18 protein-coding genes are annotated in these 17173 nt (G+C 64.1%); 6 read left to right on the top strand and 12 right to left on the bottom strand.

Annotation, left to right across the window (positions count from 1 at the left end; all coding sequences use genetic code 11):
• Positions 1–17: 17 nt before the first annotated feature.
• The 4 genes from B7G52_RS04560 (at position 18) to B7G52_RS04575 (ending at position 2944) form a co-directional block, all read left to right on the top strand.
• Positions 18–923, top strand: coding sequence for a triacylglycerol lipase (locus B7G52_RS04560; protein ID WP_205853026.1), 906 nt, complete (start codon positions 18–20; stop codon positions 921–923).
• A gap of 20 nt (positions 924–943) precedes the next feature.
• On the top strand, positions 944–1405 hold the full coding sequence (locus B7G52_RS04565) for a GNAT family N-acetyltransferase (RefSeq protein WP_096696465.1): 462 nt from the start codon (positions 944–946) through the stop codon (positions 1403–1405).
• Between the two features lie 331 nt (positions 1406–1736).
• Entirely contained in the window at positions 1737–2204 is a 468-nt protein-coding gene (locus B7G52_RS04570) for a hypothetical protein (RefSeq protein ID WP_096696466.1), read from the top strand.
• Positions 2205–2344: 140 nt separating this feature from the next.
• Entirely contained in the window at positions 2345–2944 is a 600-nt protein-coding gene (locus B7G52_RS04575; protein ID WP_170954675.1) for an HNH endonuclease signature motif containing protein, read from the top strand.
• A gap of 622 nt (positions 2945–3566) precedes the next feature.
• Here B7G52_RS04575 and B7G52_RS04585 read toward each other — a convergent pair.
• Positions 3567–4394: a UPF0149 family protein gene (locus B7G52_RS04585; protein ID WP_096696469.1), complete on the bottom strand. Its 828-nt coding sequence runs from the start codon at positions 4392–4394 to the stop codon at positions 3567–3569.
• 102 nt (positions 4395–4496) lie between these two features.
• On the opposite strand from B7G52_RS04585, the gene B7G52_RS04590 reads away from it, so the two are divergent.
• Entirely contained in the window at positions 4497–4931 is a 435-nt protein-coding gene (locus tag B7G52_RS04590; RefSeq protein WP_096696470.1) for a hypothetical protein, read from the top strand.
• On the top strand, positions 4928–6157 hold the full coding sequence (locus tag B7G52_RS04595; RefSeq protein WP_096696471.1) for a serine hydrolase: 1230 nt from the start codon (positions 4928–4930) through the stop codon (positions 6155–6157). Before B7G52_RS04590 ends, B7G52_RS04595 begins: the two co-directional genes overlap by 4 nt.
• Positions 6158–6194: 37 nt before the next feature.
• Here B7G52_RS04595 and B7G52_RS04600 read toward each other — a convergent pair whose 3' ends face one another.
• From B7G52_RS04600 to B7G52_RS04650, 11 genes are all read right to left on the bottom strand, one after another.
• Positions 6195–6635 (bottom strand): putative toxin-antitoxin system toxin component, PIN family, encoded by a 441-nt coding sequence (locus tag B7G52_RS04600; RefSeq protein ID WP_096696472.1) that lies wholly within the window; start codon positions 6633–6635, stop codon positions 6195–6197.
• Positions 6636–6646: 11 nt separating this feature from the next.
• On the bottom strand, positions 6647–8050 hold the full coding sequence (locus B7G52_RS04605) for a class I SAM-dependent RNA methyltransferase (RefSeq protein WP_096696473.1): 1404 nt from the start codon (positions 8048–8050) through the stop codon (positions 6647–6649).
• On the bottom strand, positions 8047–9582 hold the full coding sequence (locus B7G52_RS04610) for an RNA polymerase factor sigma-54 (protein WP_096696474.1): 1536 nt from the start codon (positions 9580–9582) through the stop codon (positions 8047–8049). Before B7G52_RS04610 ends, B7G52_RS04605 begins: the two co-directional genes overlap by 4 nt.
• A gap of 142 nt (positions 9583–9724) precedes the next feature.
• A complete protein-coding gene (gene lptB, locus B7G52_RS04615; RefSeq protein ID WP_096696475.1) occupies positions 9725–10492 on the bottom strand; it encodes an LPS export ABC transporter ATP-binding protein in 768 nt (255 codons plus the stop codon).
• Between the two features lie 10 nt (positions 10493–10502).
• Complete coding sequence (gene lptA / locus B7G52_RS04620) at positions 10503–11123, bottom strand: lipopolysaccharide transport periplasmic protein LptA (RefSeq protein WP_170954676.1); 621 nt, start codon at positions 11121–11123, stop codon at positions 10503–10505.
• A gap of 409 nt (positions 11124–11532) precedes the next feature.
• Entirely contained in the window at positions 11533–12186 is a 654-nt protein-coding gene (locus B7G52_RS04625; protein ID WP_096696477.1) for a thiol:disulfide interchange protein DsbA/DsbL, read from the bottom strand.
• A 62-nt stretch (positions 12187–12248) separates the two neighbouring features.
• Positions 12249–12869, bottom strand: coding sequence for an SPOR domain-containing protein (locus tag B7G52_RS04630; RefSeq protein ID WP_096696554.1), 621 nt, complete (start codon positions 12867–12869; stop codon positions 12249–12251).
• A 61-nt stretch (positions 12870–12930) separates the two neighbouring features.
• Positions 12931–14607: an arginine--tRNA ligase gene (gene argS / locus B7G52_RS04635; protein ID WP_096696478.1), complete on the bottom strand. Its 1677-nt coding sequence runs from the start codon at positions 14605–14607 to the stop codon at positions 12931–12933.
• Positions 14608–14663: 56 nt separating this feature from the next.
• The gene (locus B7G52_RS04640; protein WP_096696479.1) at positions 14664–15116 is read right to left on the bottom strand and encodes a DUF2214 family protein; all 453 of its coding nucleotides are present in this window, start codon (positions 15114–15116) and stop codon (positions 14664–14666) included.
• 26 nt (positions 15117–15142) lie between these two features.
• Positions 15143–16180 (bottom strand): LysR family transcriptional regulator, encoded by a 1038-nt coding sequence (locus B7G52_RS04645; RefSeq protein ID WP_096696480.1) that lies wholly within the window; start codon positions 16178–16180, stop codon positions 15143–15145.
• Between the two features lie 77 nt (positions 16181–16257).
• On the bottom strand, positions 16258–17172 hold the full coding sequence (locus B7G52_RS04650; RefSeq protein ID WP_096696481.1) for a sugar phosphate isomerase/epimerase: 915 nt from the start codon (positions 17170–17172) through the stop codon (positions 16258–16260).
• Between the last annotated feature and the right edge of the window lies 1 nt (position 17173).

Consider the following 17173-nt stretch of genomic DNA (forward strand, 5'->3'; position numbering starts at 1 on the left):
GTGCTTCAAAACAGGCGATGAACACCGTCGATCTGGAACAAGGCCGCCTGCCCGCGCCTGACATCACACTCCAGATTCCTGGCCTGGGGCCCTGCACAGACAATGCCGACCGCAGCTTGCGTCTTGATTCGACCCAGCCGGTGCAGGTGCTGGTGCATGGCTGCTTCGGCTCCTCCGGCCAGTTTCGGGGCCTGGCCCAGGTGCTGGCTTTTCACGGCCAGCAGACGGCCTGCTTTACCTATGACGACCGTGCCCGGCTGGCAACGGCAGCAGACGAACTCCGGCAGGCCGTCCAGCAGCTGACCGCGCAATCGCGCGCTCCCCAGATCACGGTGATCGGGCACAGCCAGGGTGCGCTGATTGCGCGCAAGTCCATGACGGAACCGTCAAACCCGCCGCCCCCAGGGCGGCCTGTCGATCTGCGGCTGGTGACCGTTTCGGGGCCCTTCTCCGGCATCGACTCGGCCAGAACCTGCGGCACGACCTGGCTGTACCCGCTCACCCTGGGCATGCTGCCCTTGAGCTGCTATATCGCCACCGGCGCGAAGTGGGCGGACATCACCTATTCGTCGCGCTTCATTCGCGAGCCCGGGTCGCTGGCCCCGCAGGTGGCCAGCCACCTGAAGATTGATACCGACGAAAGCGGCACTTGCCGACGTGAAGAAAGCGGGCGCTGTGTGGAAGGCGACGATATTTTTTCACTGGCAGAGCAACGCCACCCCATCGTGGAGGCCGACGGGCGCACCAGGCGAGTCGAAGTGGGCGCAGGCCATGTCGAGATCGTCGGCGACAAGCAGGTGGCTCCCAGAAAGCTGATTGCCATCCTGCAAGCCGAAGGCGTGCTTCGCCCGACGCCGGCCGCCAGCCTGCCCGCTTTCGGGTTGCTGCTTGCGCGCGTCTACGAAGGCCAACCCACCCGTTGACAACCAGGACCCACGACAACATGGCCACTGCCGTTCTCATTCGCCCGCTCCGCGAAACCGACCTCACCGCCTGGACGCCGCTTTGGGACGGCTACAACGCTTTTTACGGACGCCACGGCGAGACAGCCCTTGCGCCGGAGATCACGCAAACCACCTGGCAACGCTTCTTCAATGCGGGCGAGCCGGTCTTCGCGCTGGTGGCGGAAAGTGAGGGCCAGCTGCTGGGTCTGACCCACTACCTGTATCACCGAAGCACGACCCGCGTCGAGCTCACCTGTTACCTGCAGGACCTGTTCACCGACCCGGCAGCACGCGGCAAGGGCGTCGGACGCGCGCTCATCGAGGGCGTGTACGAGCGCGCGAAAGCCGCGGACATCAAGCGGGTGTACTGGCAAACCCACACCAGCAATTCAGCCGGCCGGCTTCTTTATGACAAGGTGGCCCAACACATGGGGTTCATTGTTTATTCGCATGAGGTTTGAAAGTCGCGCGACGGTGCTGCCTGCCATGAACCTGCGACGTCCAGCGGTCAGTTTGATCTGCTAGAAAATAGATAGCTACTAGCGCCCGTCCCCATTGGGCCAGAGGCCAAAAAGGCTATTGAATTTGCGTGGTCGGCACGTCAGAAAGCGACAAAAGGGAATTTGCGGTGTTTCGCAAATTTTTTATACCTGTATGAATTTGCAGCGTATTGCGGTAAAACCCAACAGCCATGCCATTTGCAGGAGATTTTGATGACCAAGTTAAACCGCAGCCGCCAAGTTATACCGCAGGGTTTGCGGTTTAAATTAAGTTAGACATCGGATACCAAGCATGCTGCAGGCTCAATCCCTCCAAGTCCTGGCCCCACTGATCCGTGCGTTGGGCTTCTTGCAGATGATCGAAGAGGGTCTGAAGCTATATGTCGGAACCGCTGAAGAACTCATTCAGGCAGCCACTCCGTACGGCGTACCTTTCAAGGTAGATCGGAAGGCTATTGAGAACGCCCCCTTGGGAAAGCTGATCGGCATGTTTGCGAAGCTCAATCGAAACGACCAACTGATCGCCCGACTCCGCCAGCTACCCGAACACAGGAACCACATCGCGCATGCTGCGTTCAAGCGAGCATTTCAGGCGAGCACGGACAAGAACATCGATCTTGAATATGCGAAGCGGCACGCGACGGAGGTGGGCGATGAAGCAGAGAAGGTGCTGCTATTGATCGGGCAGGAGATGAGAAGCCTCCTTGCCAACTTTCCGAACTCCAAGACCGCCAGCCTCTTTGGGGACGCCGATGCCTAACTTGTCAATCGACACGGACCCACAACAGCAGGAGGCGGCTTCGCCGCTGATGTTGGTGGTCCGGTCATTTTTACGTTAGGCCAGCGATGCCCACTTGTACGAAATGCGGAGGATCAAGATTTAATAGCTGGAAACGCTGCATGGATTGCAGGAACAAGAGAGCTATTGTTCGCGCGGAACGCACTAAGGCGAATGGAGGCTCTCATACCAAGAAGGAATGGGGAACGTTGCTTTCGGAGAGCCCTGCCTGCGCGGTATGCGGAAGAAAATGGTCGGAAGTACCACCCCGGCCAGATCCTCGATACATGAACACTTGGACCAAAGGCCACAAGGTTCCCATATTCCACGGTGGCACCGACGCCATTTCGAATATTCAGGCCGAATGTTATGAGTGCAACTTCAAGAAGAACGCCGGAAAACTTACGAAATCAGAGAGAGAAATTGTGGCTAGGAACCAAGATCGCTTCTCCCGTGCATTCTGTTTTGTCCTTGAATCCGGCAGAGAAATCTATCCGGTGAAAATGAAGCGCCGCGAAACCGGCAACATAGCCTTTCGGGTGTCCCCTGGCGGAACTGGCGGCAATACGGTGAAGGTCAGCGAAGAGGTCGACGAACCGACGATGATTCACAAAGTCTTGAAGGAAGGGTTTGCGGTCCGGTGTTCGTCACTGGACGGTGAAGTAAATGGGCTTTACAAGGCTGGACATCGCTCAGTTCGTGAAGTGCGACGCTTGGCCTAACCACTCGTTCCAGGGGCCTCGCGCATAAAGTGCGCGAGGCCCCTGAACTCAAACGTCAGACTTCGTACCCCAAGCATCCACCACATGCCATCCATTCACCGATGTGAACTCCCACACGGAGCGCTCCTCGAAAAATATCAAAGCCGGGGGGCGTACGCGGATTGCTACGTCACGGAGATCGCACGACACGTTTCCCAGGCCGAGTATGTCCAGGCCTTTTACACAACCCCCTTGTTCAAGGTCGAAAGGCGGCTGCTTGCACGGCTCGTTTCGAAACCCTCAACGGACGCGCAGGCGAGTCAACTCGCCTCAGGAACGCTTGATTCGTTTGCTGCGTGGAGCGTCGAGAAACGGCGTGAAGATCAGTTGCTCATGTGCGACTTCCAGGGCCGCACGCGTTCATGGTTGATGGTCGTTCCCGCGGAAGGTGAAAGCGCCGCAAGCACGCGCTTGTACTTTGGGTCCGCCGTGGTGCCAGCGCGTGCCCCAAGGGCCGGAGCCCAAACACCTGGCTTGGGCTTGACCTTTCGCTTGCTGCTTGGCGTTCACAAGCTGTATTCCCGTGCGCTCCTGTTTTCGGCGAAGTCCCGTTTGATGAGACAGCGGTCCGAGCAGCGTTAGGTCACCCCGCCCCGTGGCACTTCTTGTATTTCTTCCCGCTGCCGCAGGGGCACAAATCGTTGCGGCCGGGCGTGGCCTCTTTGTGAATGGTCGCCACCTTGGCGCCGAAGCTGCGCCAGAAGCCGCGCAGGTCGTACACCGCCCATAAGGCTTCGCCGAATTGTTCGAGCCGCGTTTCGCTGGCGCTGGGCGCGGCGTCTTCACCGAGCATGGGCATTTCCATCGGGCCCGGGTCGTCGTCGGTCAGCTCGATGATGGCGCCCAGCGCTGCGTCGAGGTCCTCCACCGCCTGCTTGTCCTTGGCTTCCTGGCGCGAGAGTGCCCACTCGTCGGGCCAGGACTCGACCGCGTACATGAAGCCCAGCGCCCAGACCTGGGCAAACGAGGGCACGCTGTCCATGTCGATGTCCTTGCGCTCTTCCTCGGGCAACCGGGCCAGCATGCCGCGCATGTCGCCGACCTGCGGGTAAAACGCGCGCTCGTCCTGCAGGCTTTCCACGTCGGCGTCCAGCGCGCGGCAGATGTCCTGGTAGCGGCGTTCCCACAGGTCCATGAACTGCGCGCGCTGCGCGTCGCTGGCAAACAGCTGCCGGGCAGCGGCCTCGTCTTCGGCCCCCTCGAAGTCGAGCAGCACGGCCATGTAGTCGTCAGGCGGGATCTCTCGCCGCGTGCAGGCCAGAGCGGCCAGGAAACCCTCGCAGAACTCCCACTGCGGCGTTTCTTCCTCGCGGTTGCGCAGGTCGTCGAGGATGTTGTCCAGTGTTTCAAACTCCTCGGGGCTCAGGGCGCCCGGGAAGGTCGAATCGGCAGGGGCGGCGGCGTCTGTCATGGGGTGTCCGTGGTGGTTTAACTCGTATGATGGGCAGTGTAGCCGCAGCCCCCCTGGCGGGCGAGCCCCGGCCACCCGCCCCTTCCCACTGCAAAGGCTTGCATGCTCGATCGTTTCAACGCGGGGTACCCCGTCCGTTACACCGCCCTTGTCCTGTGTGCGGCCGGTTTCCTGCTGGGCGCTTTCATGCTGCTCGATTCCGGCCGGGGCCTGCTGGCGCTGCTGCTGTTCGGGGTTCTCTGCGGCGTTGGCATCCACGATGTCCTGCAGACCAAGAGCTCGATCCTGCGCAACTACCCGGTGATGGGCCACCTGCGTTTTCTGCTGGAGTTCATCCGCCCCGAGGTGCGCCTGCTGTCGAACCTGGTGCTGCATGTGAAAGAAGGTTCGCTGCTGACCGACCTGGATAGCCAGCACCAGGTCTTCAAGCTGTACTGGCCGCTGGCCAACGCGCACAGTTTTGCGGTCAGCAAGCCCAAGGACAAGGTCTCCAGCACCGGCGAAGAGGAGCCCGCTGCCGCGGTGGTGCCGGCATGACGGATCCTTCTGCCGCCACTGGCCGTTCCGGGCTGCCAGCGGATTCGATGCAAGCCCCTCGGCCTGACCCGGCGGCGACGGTCGACGCAGTTCCCGGCACCGACGCCATCGGCTCCGTCCGCGATCTTTACGATGGCGCCCTGCTGCCCGACCTGCAGGTCAACACGCTTCGCCATGTGGACCGCCTGTTCCCCACCCGCCTCGTGGCGCGCGGTGCCCACGTGCACGCCTTGCCCGTCAGCTCCCGGCCCTGGCCCGCGATCGGGTTCGACGACGGCGGCCAGCGCTGGGATCTTTTCGACTACCTGTCCCTGAACCGTGTCAGTGGCTTGCTGGTCCTGCAGAACGGCGAGGTCGCCTTCGAGCATTACGCGCTGGGCAATACACCGGAGACGCGCTGGACCTCGATGTCCATGGCCAAGTCCATCACCGCCACCCTGGTCGGTGCGGCCATCCACGACGGCCACATCGGCGGCCTGGACGAGCAGGTCTGCCGCTATGTCCCGGCGCTGGCCGGCTCGGCCTATGACGGCGTGACGATCCGGCAGGTCCTGCAAATGAACTCCGGCGTGCGCTGGAATGAAACCTACACCGACCCCCACTCCGACCGGCGCCGCCTGCTGGAGGCGCAACTGAGCCAGCGCCCGGGCGCCCTCATGGCCTGCATGGCCGCGTTGCCGCGCGCCAACCCACCGGGCACGGCATGGAATTACAGCACCGGTGAAACCCAGGTGGCCGGCGCCGTGCTGCGTGCTGCCGTCGGGCGGCCACTGTCCGATTATTTGTCCGAGCGTATCTGGGCCCGCTTCGGCATGGAGGCCGATGCCAGCTGGTGGCTGGAGTCGCCAGGCGGGATGGAAGTGGCGGGCAGCGGCTTGAGCGCACGCCTGCGCGACTTCGCACGTTTTGGCCTGTTCATGCTGGGCGGCGGCGTGGCCGGTGGCGCGCAGATCCTGCCCCAGGGCTGGATCGAGGAAGCCAGCAGCGGCAAGGCAGTGAACGGCAGTGTGGTGCCGTATGGCTACATGTGGTGGCCGATGGAGGCTTCGGCCGGCGCGGTGCACCAAGGCGCTTATCTCGCCATCGGCATCTTTGGCCAGTACCTGTACATCCACCCCGCAAGGCAGGTGGTCATCGCCCAGTGGAGTGCCATGCCCAAGCCCAAAGGAACGGTACCGATCCAGCCCGCGAGCTTCTTCGCTGCGGTCGTGCAAGCGCTGGGCTGAAACTGTTCTTCCCGCGTACGCGCTCCAGCGGAAAATCTCAAATTGCTATTAAATAAATAGCTGATTGCGCCCGTACATCAAGGGCCAGCAGCCTTTTTTTCATGCAAAGCACGGCCTGATCCTTGCTCAGCAGCCAGGCTTTGTGCGCCACCGCCAGGTCGAGGAAGATCTGGTCGTCGGCGTCGCTGCAGGTCACCGGCGCCTTGCTGCCGGCGGCCACGGTGCGCGCATGGGTGTCGAAGGCCAGCAGCACTTGCGCAGCAACCAGGCCGTCGCGCGTCATCCGCTTGGCGACCTGCGGGTAGTCCAGCACGCGCGCCAGCTCGACACGCATGGCCTCGGTGGCCAGCCATTGCAGCTGCCCGGTGATCACTGCGCTTTTGAGCGCCTGCGCCGCCAGGTCGCCAAACACAAACAGGTCCAGCACGATGTTGGTGTCGAGCACCACGCAATCACCGGCCCGTGCCTGGGTGTCCATGGCGACCGGGCTCAAGGTGTGGCGGCGGGCTTTTTCTCGCGCGCCGAGCCGGCCACCATGTCAAAGCGGAACAGCCGGCATTCGATCGGGCCGTTCCACATCGGCACGCGGCGCGATTCCTTGAGCCGCATTTTTTGCGGCAGCTTCATGTCGGGCGTCAGCACGTGGGCGGTCCAGCCGGCGTAGTTTTTCTTCCAGTGGCTGGCCAGTTGCGGAAAGAAGTCCGAGGCCTCCTCGCCCCAGGCATTGAGGGCCTGCTCGCGGCCCGGGTTGGCCGAGCGGTCGCGCGAGGTTTCGAAGGCTGGCTCTTCGCGGGTGTCGCGGCTGTCACCGGCGTCACGGCTCAAAGGCTGGCCGAACTCGTCGATGGGCTGGTTGCGGTGGTCGTGGGGCGCCTGGCCGCCCTGCTGGCGGCGCTGGTCGCGCCCCTGCAGGGCGGGGATGCCGGCCACACCGGCCACATCGATACGCTCGCCATAAGGTGGGTTCACCAGCATCACGCCCGAAGGCGCGGGCGGCATGCGCTGCAGCGCGTCGCCGCCGCGCAGCTGTACCGCGTGCGAGACGCCGGCGCGTTCGGCGTTGCGTTCGGCGAAGTCGACCATGCGGAAGGACACGTCGCTGCCGAACACCGGCGCCATCGGCGGCGTGATGGCCTGCTCGGCCTGGTCCAGCAGGCCTTCCCAGACGTGGGGCTGGAAAGGCACGAATTTTTCAAACGCAAAATGCCGGCCCATGCCGGCGGCGATGTTGCAGGCAATCTGCGCCGCCTCGATGACGATGGTGCCCGAGCCGCAGCAGGGGTCGTACAGCGGCACGCCCTGCTGGCACAGGCCGTTTTCACCGCTCCAGCCGCTGGCGGCAAGCATGGCGGCGGCCAGGGTTTCCTTCAACGGCGCGTCACCCTTGTCCTCGCGCCAGCCGCGTTTGAACAGCGGCTCGCCCGAGGTGTCGATGTAGAGCGTGACGGTGTCGGTGGTCAGGTGGGCGTAGACGCGCACGTCGGGCCAGCGGGTGTCGACATCGGGACGCACATCGTATTTGTCGCGGAAGCGGTCGGCGATGGCGTCCTTGATCTTGAGCGCGGCAAAGTTCAGGCTGGTCAGCGGGCTGTGCTGCGCGGTGATCTCGACCTTGAAGGTCTGCTTGGGTGTGAACCAGATTTCCCACGCCACGCTGGCCGCGGCGTTGTACAGGTCCTGCTCGCTGCGGTAGCTGTTGTGCTGCAGCTCGATCAGCACGCGCTGGGCCAGCCGGCTGTGCAGGTTGAGCTGCAGCGCATCGCGCCAGGAGCCCGTCACCTGCACGCCGGCGCGCCAGGCCTTGCCCTGGGCGCCGGTGATGCGTTTGACCTCGGCGGCGAGAAGTTCCTCGACGCCGGCGGCGCAGGGTAAAAATAACTGGAGTTGGTTCATAAAGATTTTCGGAGGTTGGCCGGTGCAATACGCAGGGCTTCGCGGTACTTGGCAACGGTGCGGCGCGCGCACTCGATGCCCTGCTCCTTGAGCATCTCGGAAATCTGGTTGTCGCTGAGCGGCTTTTTCAGGCTCTCTGATGCAACAAACTGCTTGATCAGCGCGCGTACCGCGGTGCTGGACGCATTGCCCCCGGTCTCGGTGCCCAGCGCCGAGCCGAAGAAATACTTGAGCTCGAAGGTGCCAAAGGGCGTGCTCATGTATTTGGCGGTGGTGACACGCGAAATTGTCGATTCGTGCAGGCCCAGCTCGTCGGCGATTTCGCGCAGCACCAGTGGCCGCATGGCGAGTTCGCCGTGGGTGAAGAAGTTTTTCTGGCGCTCGACAATCGCGCTGCTGACGCGCAGGATGGTGTCAAAGCGCTGCTGGATGTTCTTGATGAACCAGCGCGCCTCCTGCAGGCGCTGCTGCAGCGCCTGCCCGCCCTGACCCTTGTTCTGCTTGAGGGCGTTGGCGTAGATGTCGTGCACGCGCAGGCGCGGCATCACGTCGCTGTTGAGCGACACCTTGAAACCGCGGCCGGACTTGACCACCAGCACGTCGGGCACGATCAGGTTGCGCTCGACGTTGACAAAACGCCGGCCCGGCTTGGGGTCGAGCCGGCCGATCAGGCCGATCGCGCCCTTGATCACCGCATCGGGGAAACCGCAAAGCTGCGACAGGCGCTTGACGTCGCGCTTGGCCAGCAGCTCCATGGGCTGCTGGCACATCGCAATGGCGGCGCGGGTCTCGTCGTTGTCCTTGCAGTCGAGCAGTTGCAGGCTCAGGCACTCGGCGAGGTTGCGCGCGCCGACGCCGGCGGGCTCCATGTGTTGCAGCAGCTTGAGCGCCACCGCGAACTCATGCTCCACCGCTTCAAGCTGCTCAAGATCGTCGCCGGCCAAGCCGGCGGCCAACGCCGCCAGGCTGTCTTCGAGGTAGCCGTCATCGTTGAGCGATTCGATCAGGAAATGCAGCGCGGCCTTGCCCTCGGGCGACAGGCGCAGCGACAGGGCCTGCCGGTGCAAGTGGTCCTGCAGCGACTCCTGGCTGCGCGCCAGTTCGGTGGCATCGACATCGCTGTCGTCGTTGTTGTTCTTGCGCGGCGTGGCGTCGCCACCCCACTCGCTGTCGTCGGGCGCGGTGTCGACGCTGCCATCGCCCTCCCAGCTTTCCTCGAGTTTGGCCTCGCTGCTCGGTTCTGCATCATTTTGGCCTGCAGCCCCCGTATCTTCTGCGGATACTGCTATTGAATCAGTAGTGGATTCAAACTCGCGGGTTTCCTGGCTGACCGGCGTGTCGACCTGGCCGAGGCCGAAATCCTCGCGCGGGGCGGCCTCCTCGGCCACTTCAAGAAACGGGTTTTCGTCGAGCATCTGCTCGACTTCCTGGCTCAGCTCCAGCGTCGACAGCTGCAACAGGCGGATCGACTGCTGCAACTGGGGCGTGAGCGCCAGATGCTGCGAGACGCGAAGAGACAACCCCTGCTTCACAAGAGCTCCAACATCCCGGGAAGTGGCATGTATTTTTCAAGCATGGGCCGCGGAACCGGCTTTGCCGGGCCGCAGGCGCAGCCCCCTTGAGGGGGGAAGGGGCTACACGAAGTGAGCCTCCGACGGGGGGGAGCCAAGGTGATCACATCTTGAAGTGCTCACCGAGGTAGACCCGGCGCACGTCGGCGTTGTTCACGATTTCAGAAGGGGTTCCCGTGGCCAGCACATGGCCGTCGCTGATGATGTACGCGTGGTCGCAGATGCCCAGCGTTTCGCGCACGTTGTGGTCGGTGATCAGCACGCCGATGCCGCGCGACTTGAGGAAACCGATGATGCGCTGGATCTCGATCACCGCGATCGGGTCGATGCCGGCAAACGGCTCGTCGAGCAGGATGAAGCGCGGCTGCGTGGCCAGCGCGCGGGCGATTTCAACGCGGCGACGCTCGCCACCGGACAGAGCCGGTGCCGGCGAGTCGCGCAGGTGGTCAACCCGCAGGTCCTGCAGCAACGAATCCAGGCGCTTGTTGAGCACCGCGGCATTGAGCGGTTTGCCGGCGTCATCGGTCTGCAGTTCCAGCACGGCGCGCACATTCTGCTCGACCGTGAGCTTGCGGAAAATCGAGGCTTCCTGCGGCAGGTAACTCAGGCCCAGACGCGAGCGCTTGTGAATCGGCATGTGCTCGATCGACTCGCCGTCGATGGTGATCTCGCCGGCATCGGCGCGCACCAGCCCGACGATCATGTAAAACGAGGTCGTCTTGCCGGCGCCGTTGGGGCCGAGCAGGCCGACCACTTCACCTTTTTTTACCGCCAGGGAGACATCCCTGACGACCTGGCGGCTTCCGTACGATTTTTGCAGGCCGGTAGCGACCAGGCGACTGACGGGGGCGGTTTCCGGGGACACATCCATGGGGGTTTGGTTACTTCTTGTCATTGCCCAGCGTGGTGCTGGGCCGTAGGGAAGGAGACGGCCCGGCCGGCGCGGGCGCTGCGGGGGCGCCGGAAACCGTGTTGCGCGGGGCCAGCAGGGCGCGCACGCGCCCCGTCGGGTTGGAGGGGGTCTTGGTCTGGGCGCCGGCGTCAACGGTGAATACATCGGTCGGGTTGTCGTAAACAATCAGCTCGCCGGTGGTTTCGTCGGCCAGGGTGGCGCCCACATAACGGCGCAGCACGGCGCGCTTGATGAACTTGACGGTGTCGGCGCGGCTGTCGTATTCGATTCTTTCGCCCTCGCCCTCGATGTATTCATCGACCCCCTCGCGCTTCTTGCGGTAGTAGGCCAGCTTGTCGGGCGCCGCAATCACGATCGCGTTCTGGTAACCCTCGGGGTCCTGCTGGACATCGACGCGGGCGCCACGAACAATGATGGTCCCCTTGGTGATGACCACGTTGCCGGTGAACACACTGGTTTGTTTGAGGTCGTCGTAACGCAGGGCATCAGCCTCGGCGTTCATGGGCTTGTCGCGGTCGGCCTTTTCAGCCGCAACCGGAAAAGCCGCGAGGACGGCGGCCAGCATCAGTACACAGGCGGGTTTGTTCATAAAGGCACGAATCTTGCTGCTTTGGTGGTGTTGGCCCATTGTAGCGACGCAACTCCGGGTAATCCACCACGCCCATAAAAAACCCGCCCATTCGGGGCGGGTTCGATAGCCACCAAGGGACATGCTTCGACACGCTCAGGACGATCGGATTTGAAGCAAGCGACCGTTGGGGGCTCTTCAATCCAGCAGGGGCCGCGGATCCGGCCTTGGCCTGTCCTGAGCCGCCTGTCCTGAGCTCCGTCGAAGGGGTCGAAGGGCCAGTCCGCAGGCGCAGCGGCCCCCGAGGGGCTGGAGCCTGCGGCTCCAAAGCTGCTTGAGCAGCTTTGGACAGGCGACAGAAGCGAAGCCTCTGGCGAGCGGCGGCCTGCAAGGCCTCGGGAGCTACACGCTAGTAGAGCGACCGTGGGGGCTAACCTTTCCTGACCTGGGCAATCAGGTAGTCGGTGACCAGCAGCGCGCGCGCCATGGTCTGTGCCATCGACCCCGAGGTGAAATAACGCCCGGCGACGCCAAGCGCGGGAACGCCGTCGATCTTGTAGGCATCCTGCAGCTGGGTGGCCTTGCGGGCCTTGGTCGCCACCGAAAACGAGTTGTAGGTCTCGAGAAACTTCGCCTTGTTGAGGCCCTGCTTTTCAGCCCAGGCCGCAATCAGGTCCGGCGTGTTGAGCATCTGCTTTTCCACATGGATGGCGTAAAACACCTTTTTGTGCAGTTCATCGACCTTGTTCATGGCCTCGAGCACGTAATAAAGGCGCTGCTGCGGCTCGAAATCGGGACGGAAGGCGATCGGCACGCGGCGAACCATCACGTCTTTCGGCGCCTTTTTGATCCACTCGTCCAGTGCCGGCTCAAAACTGTTGCAGTGCGGGCAGCTGTACCAGAAGAACTCCACCACCTCGACCTTGCCGGCCGGGGCCTCGACCGGGGCCGGTTTGTCCAGGACCAGAAAGTCAGTTCCCGCGCGCGGCGCTGGCGCCTGGGCCAGGGCCGGGGTGCTCAGGGCGCCCAGCGAGGCGGCAGCAGCCACCGAAGCGGTGGCTATCGAAAATTCACGTCGTTGCATCAATCATTTCTCCGTTAGTACGCCAATGTGCTGTCAGGTTTGACACCCGGGCGCCAGAAAGTTCAGCGCTGGACGCGAACCAGGACGGTTTCTATGCCGCTTCCGTCAAGCCGTTCCTTGGCCTTGTCGGCGTCGTCCTTCTTGTCGAAAGGCCCCAACCGCACCCGGAACACCGTGCGGCCAGACTGCTCGCGCTCGGTCACCTTGGCCTCCAGGCCCATCAGCGAAATCTTGGCGCGCTGCTGTTCGGCGTCCTCGGGGGTGCGAAAAGCACCCACCTGCACAAAATAGCTGAAAGGGTCGGCCCCGGTGGCGGCCGGCGTGGCCAGCTTGGCCTTGGCCAGGTCGCCAATGGGGTCGGCCGCAGGTTTTGCGGTCTTGGCAGGCGGCTCGGCCGGGGCGACAGGCGCCGCTGCCGGCTTCTGGGGTGTGACATCGGTCACCGGTCCGCCCGACGCCGCAGCCGGCTTGGCCGGGTTTTTGCCATACAGGGGGGCGTTGGGGTCCCAGTCCCGGTTTTTCTTGGCCTCGGCCGCGTCATGGTCGGGGCTGCGCGACTGGCTCTTGTTCATGAAAGGCACCGGCACCTTGGTGATGTAGACGGCCACCGCCAGGGCAGCGGCCAGGCCGATCAGCGCACCAATAATGAGCCCCAGCAGGGTCCCGCCTCGTTGTGTGTTCATGCCTTGCCCGGTTGGCTTGGTGAAAGGGTTGCGGTTACGCGTCATGGTGTCAGGCTCGGGTTTACATCTTCTGCGGGGCGTCAACGCCCAGCACCTTCAGGCCATTGTGCAACACCTGCGCGGTAGCGGCGACAAGCGCCAGGCGTGCCAGCTTGACCACGTCGTCGTCGACCAGAATACGCTCGGCATCGTAGTAGCTGTGGTAGCTGGCAGCGAGCTCGCGCAGGTAAAACGCCACGTCATGCGGCGCAAACCCGGTGGCGGCATTGGCCAGCATGTCGGGGTACTTGGCCATCAGCAGCATCAGGGCCTGCGCCTGCGGGCTGTCGAGTGCGGACAGGTCCATGCCCTTGAGCGTGGCGACATCACCGCCCCAGGCCGCCAGCACGGAGCAGATGCGGGCGTGCGCATATTGCACGTAATACACCGGGTTTTCGTTGTTCTTGGCGAGGGCCAGGTCGATGTCGAAGACGTATTCGGTGTCGGGCTTGCGGCTGAGCAGGAAAAAGCGCACCGCGTCCTTGCTGGTCCACTCGATCAGGTCGCGCAGCGTGACATAACTGCCGGCGCGCTTGGAAATTTTCACTTCCTCGCCATGGCGCATCACACGCACCATGGTGTGCAGCACGTAGTCCGGGTAACCCTCGGGAACGCCGGCGCCGGCCGCCTGCAGGCCGGCGCGCACACGGGCGATCGTGCCGTGGTGGTCCATGCCCTGGATGTTGATGGCACGCGTGAAACCGCGCTCCCACTTGGCCAGGTGGTAGGCCACGTCGGGCACGAAGTAGGTGTAGCTGCCGTCGCTTTTTTTCATCACGCGGTCTTTGTCGTCGCCGTAGTCGGTGGACTTGAGCCAGAGCGCGCCGTCCTGCTCGTAGGTTTTGCCGGCTTGCTTCAGCTTGGCCACCGTGGCCTCGACCCGGCCCGAGCTGTACAGGCTGGACTCGAGGTAGTAGTTGTCGAAGCCGACCGCAAACGCCTTGAGGTCCAAGTCCTGCTCGTGGCGCAGGTAGGCCACGGCGAACTGGCGGATCGCGTCCAGGTCCTCGATGTCGCCGGAAGCCGTGAACTCGCGGTCGTCGGACTTGACGGTTTTTTGGGCCATGAAGTCGGCCGCAATGTCGGCGATGTAGTCACCGTTGTAAGCCGGCTCGGGCCAGCGCGCGTCGCCGGGCTTGAGGCCCTTGGCGCGTGCCTGCGTGCTGGTGGCCAGGGTGTGGATCTGCACGCCGGCGTCGTTGTAGTAAAACTCGCGGTAAACGTCCCAGCCCTGGGTCGCGAACAGGTTGCAGATCGCGTCGCCGAGCGCCGCCTGCCGGCCGTGGCCCACGTGCAGCGGCCCGGTCGGGTTGGCCGAGACAAACTCGACCACCACGCGGCGCGCCTTGTCCACCGGCTTGACGCCGTATTGCCCGGCCGCCGTCAGCACCTCGCGCACGGTTTCCTGCTTGGCCGCCGGCTTGAGCCGGAAGTTGATGAAGCCCGGCCCGGCGATTTCCACTGCATCGACCCAGCGCTGGTAAGCCGGCGCCGCCAGCAGCGACTCGCGCAGGCCCTCGGCGAGCTGGCGCGGGTTGAGCTTGAGCGGTTTGGCCAGCTGCATGGCGGCGGTGGACGCGAAGTCGCCATGGGCGGCGACCTTGGGCGACTCGAAAGCGGCCTTCTGGCCGGCACCGGGGGACAGCTTGTCCAGCTCAGCGGCCAGGACCGCGAGCAATTCTTGTTTGACTAGGAGCATGCGCTGATTTTACGGGTGCGGGCCGGCAAGCGGGCCGGCGCAGTTGGCCGCGCTGCCTACTTGCCGTAGCCGCGCGCCAGAAACACGGCGGCCAGCGGGATCAGCGGCAGCAGATGGGCCTGCACCATCACCCGCTTGCGCGCCTGCGTGACCTGGCTGACGTCGGGCAAGCGGCCGGTGGCGCGCAGCTCGCGGCGCCAGCGGGCAAACAGCCGCGTGGGCTGGATGGACAGCAGCGCGATGATGACGAACAAGGCCAGCTTGACGTAGAGCAGCGGGTTGGTGCCGTACCAGCCCGCACCCTTGGCGCCCAGGAACACGCGCAGCAAGCCTGTCAGCAACACGGCACCCGCCGCCACGGCGTAGATCAGGTCGATCTTGCCCAGACGCTCGACCACGGCGGCATTGAGCCACTCGCTGCGGCACAGGGCGGCCTCGCTGGCGAGAAACACCACCATGGTCAGGATGGCCAGGATGTGGGCATAAGCGAGCAAGGCTTCAAACGTCATGGGGTCTGCCGGTGGTCCGGGGGCTATCAGGGGTGCGCGGTGCGCGAGCCGGTCCAGAACGCCGGCTCGCCGTAATTGTGCTTGAGGAAATCTATCCACAGGCGTACGCGCAGCGGCAGGTGCTTGCGCTGCGGGAACACCGCGTAAATCCCGTTGGGCGGCGCATCGAAGTCCTGCAGCACCGCCACCAGTTTGCCGGCGGCAATTTCAGCCTCGACCTCCCAGGTGCTGCGCCAGGCAATGCCATAACCGGCCATGCACCAGTCGTGCAGCACCTGCCCGTCGGAGCAGTCCAGCGGGCCGCCTGGCTTGAGATGGATGACCTCGTAGTCGCCGTCACCTGACGCGTCCGTGAGGACGCCTTCCTGTGGTCGCCCTTGAGCGCTGCGCGGAACACCGGCATCCGCAAGGGTGCCTTCCTGTTGTCGCCCATGGGCGTTGCGCGGAACGCGAAACGCCCAGCCCCGCGTCTGCGAAGCGTCGCTGGACAGCGTCAGGCAGTCAAATTTCGCGAGTTCGGTGGGGTGCTGTGGCGTGCCGTGGCGCTGCAGGTAGCCGGGCGTGGCCACACACAGGCGGCGGTTGTCGGCCATGCGCGCACTGACCAGCGAGGAATCGGGCAGGTCGCCGACACGCACCGCGCAGTCAAAACCCTCGCCCGCCAGATCGACCACGCGGTCGCTGAGGTTCAGTGAAATGGTGACGTCGGCATGTGATTGGCGAAACAGCGGCACCAGCGGCGCCACATGGCGGCGACCGAACCCGGCCGGCGCCGTGATGCGCAAATGCCCGCTGGCCTTGACCCCGCCGGCCGACACGCTGGCTTCGGCATTGGCCACGTCGATCAGCAGGCGCTGGCAGTCTTCCAGAAAGGCACTGCCCTCATGGGTCAGCGAAATCCGCCGCGTGGTGCGCACCAGCAGCTTGACGCCCAGACGTTCTTCCAGCGCATCGAGCCGCCGGCCCATGATGGCCGGTGCCACGCCCTCGGCGTTGGCCGCCGCCGTCAGACTGCCGCGCGTGGCCACCGAGACGAAAGACTCCATTTGTTTGAGTTTGCTCATGATCCGCGATTATGAACACAAAAGGTGGCAATGGGATGCTGAAGGTCTCTATTGCGCCGCCGCTGCCGCAGCGTGTGTCAATGCGTAGCGGCATCGAGCCCGCGTTTCAGACGGATGCGGTTCGGCAACGGCACGGACCGCCGGAGCACTTCTTCGCCCAGCCACAGGGCCGAGCGCCGGGCGCGCTGGGCCACCGTCGGCAACGGCATCTGCTGGTAGTCGTCGTTGAAGACTTCAAAGCTGTAGTCCCCGCGGTACCCCAGGCTGTGCAAACGGCTCACCAGGGCGGCGAGGTCCGCGCTGTGCACGCCTTCCCCGGGGAACACCCGGAAATGCCGGGCCGTGGCGATGCGCTCCTCCACCGACTTGATCTCGGTCCACATGAAGTCGGCCAGCTGCACCAGGAAGATCTTGTCGGGATCGAGCAGGTCGAGTTCGTCCAGCGGGGTCCGGGTCGCAAACATGTGAAACGAGTCAAAGCCCAGACCCAGGTTGGGCATGTCGGCCTGGCAAATGAGCTCCCAGGCCTGCGGAAACTCATTGACGGTGCGGCCCCAGGACAGCGCTTCATAGGCGATCCGGATGTTCATCGGAATCGCCAGCATGGCCAGTTTGCGCAGGTCCCGGACCAGCGCCTGCGTCTCGCCGCTGGCATGCACCGAGGTCGAGGAGCAGATCAGCAGCAGCCGGCAACCGAGTGCATGGCACATCTCCAACATGGACTTGGCAATGTCCATCTTGTAGTCGTGCAGGTGGCCCGACAGGCCTTCGAAATCGCGCAGCACCTGAAAGCCCGTCACGCGCAGGCCGCTGGCGCGCACGGCGGCCACCGCCGCGGCCAGCCCATCGGGGTGGCCCACCAGGTCCCGCGCGGCCAGCATGATCTGGGTGAAACCGGCGTCGCGCACGGCTTGGAGCTTGGCTTCGAGAGGCCCGGCCAGCGAGATGGTGTCCATCCCGAAGTCGGCGATATTTCCGCTGTCGTGGTTCATG

The sequence above is a fragment of the Polaromonas sp. AER18D-145 genome (genome assembly GCF_002379095.1).
In the GTDB taxonomy this organism is placed as follows: Bacteria; Pseudomonadota; Gammaproteobacteria; order Burkholderiales; family Burkholderiaceae_C; genus Polaromonas.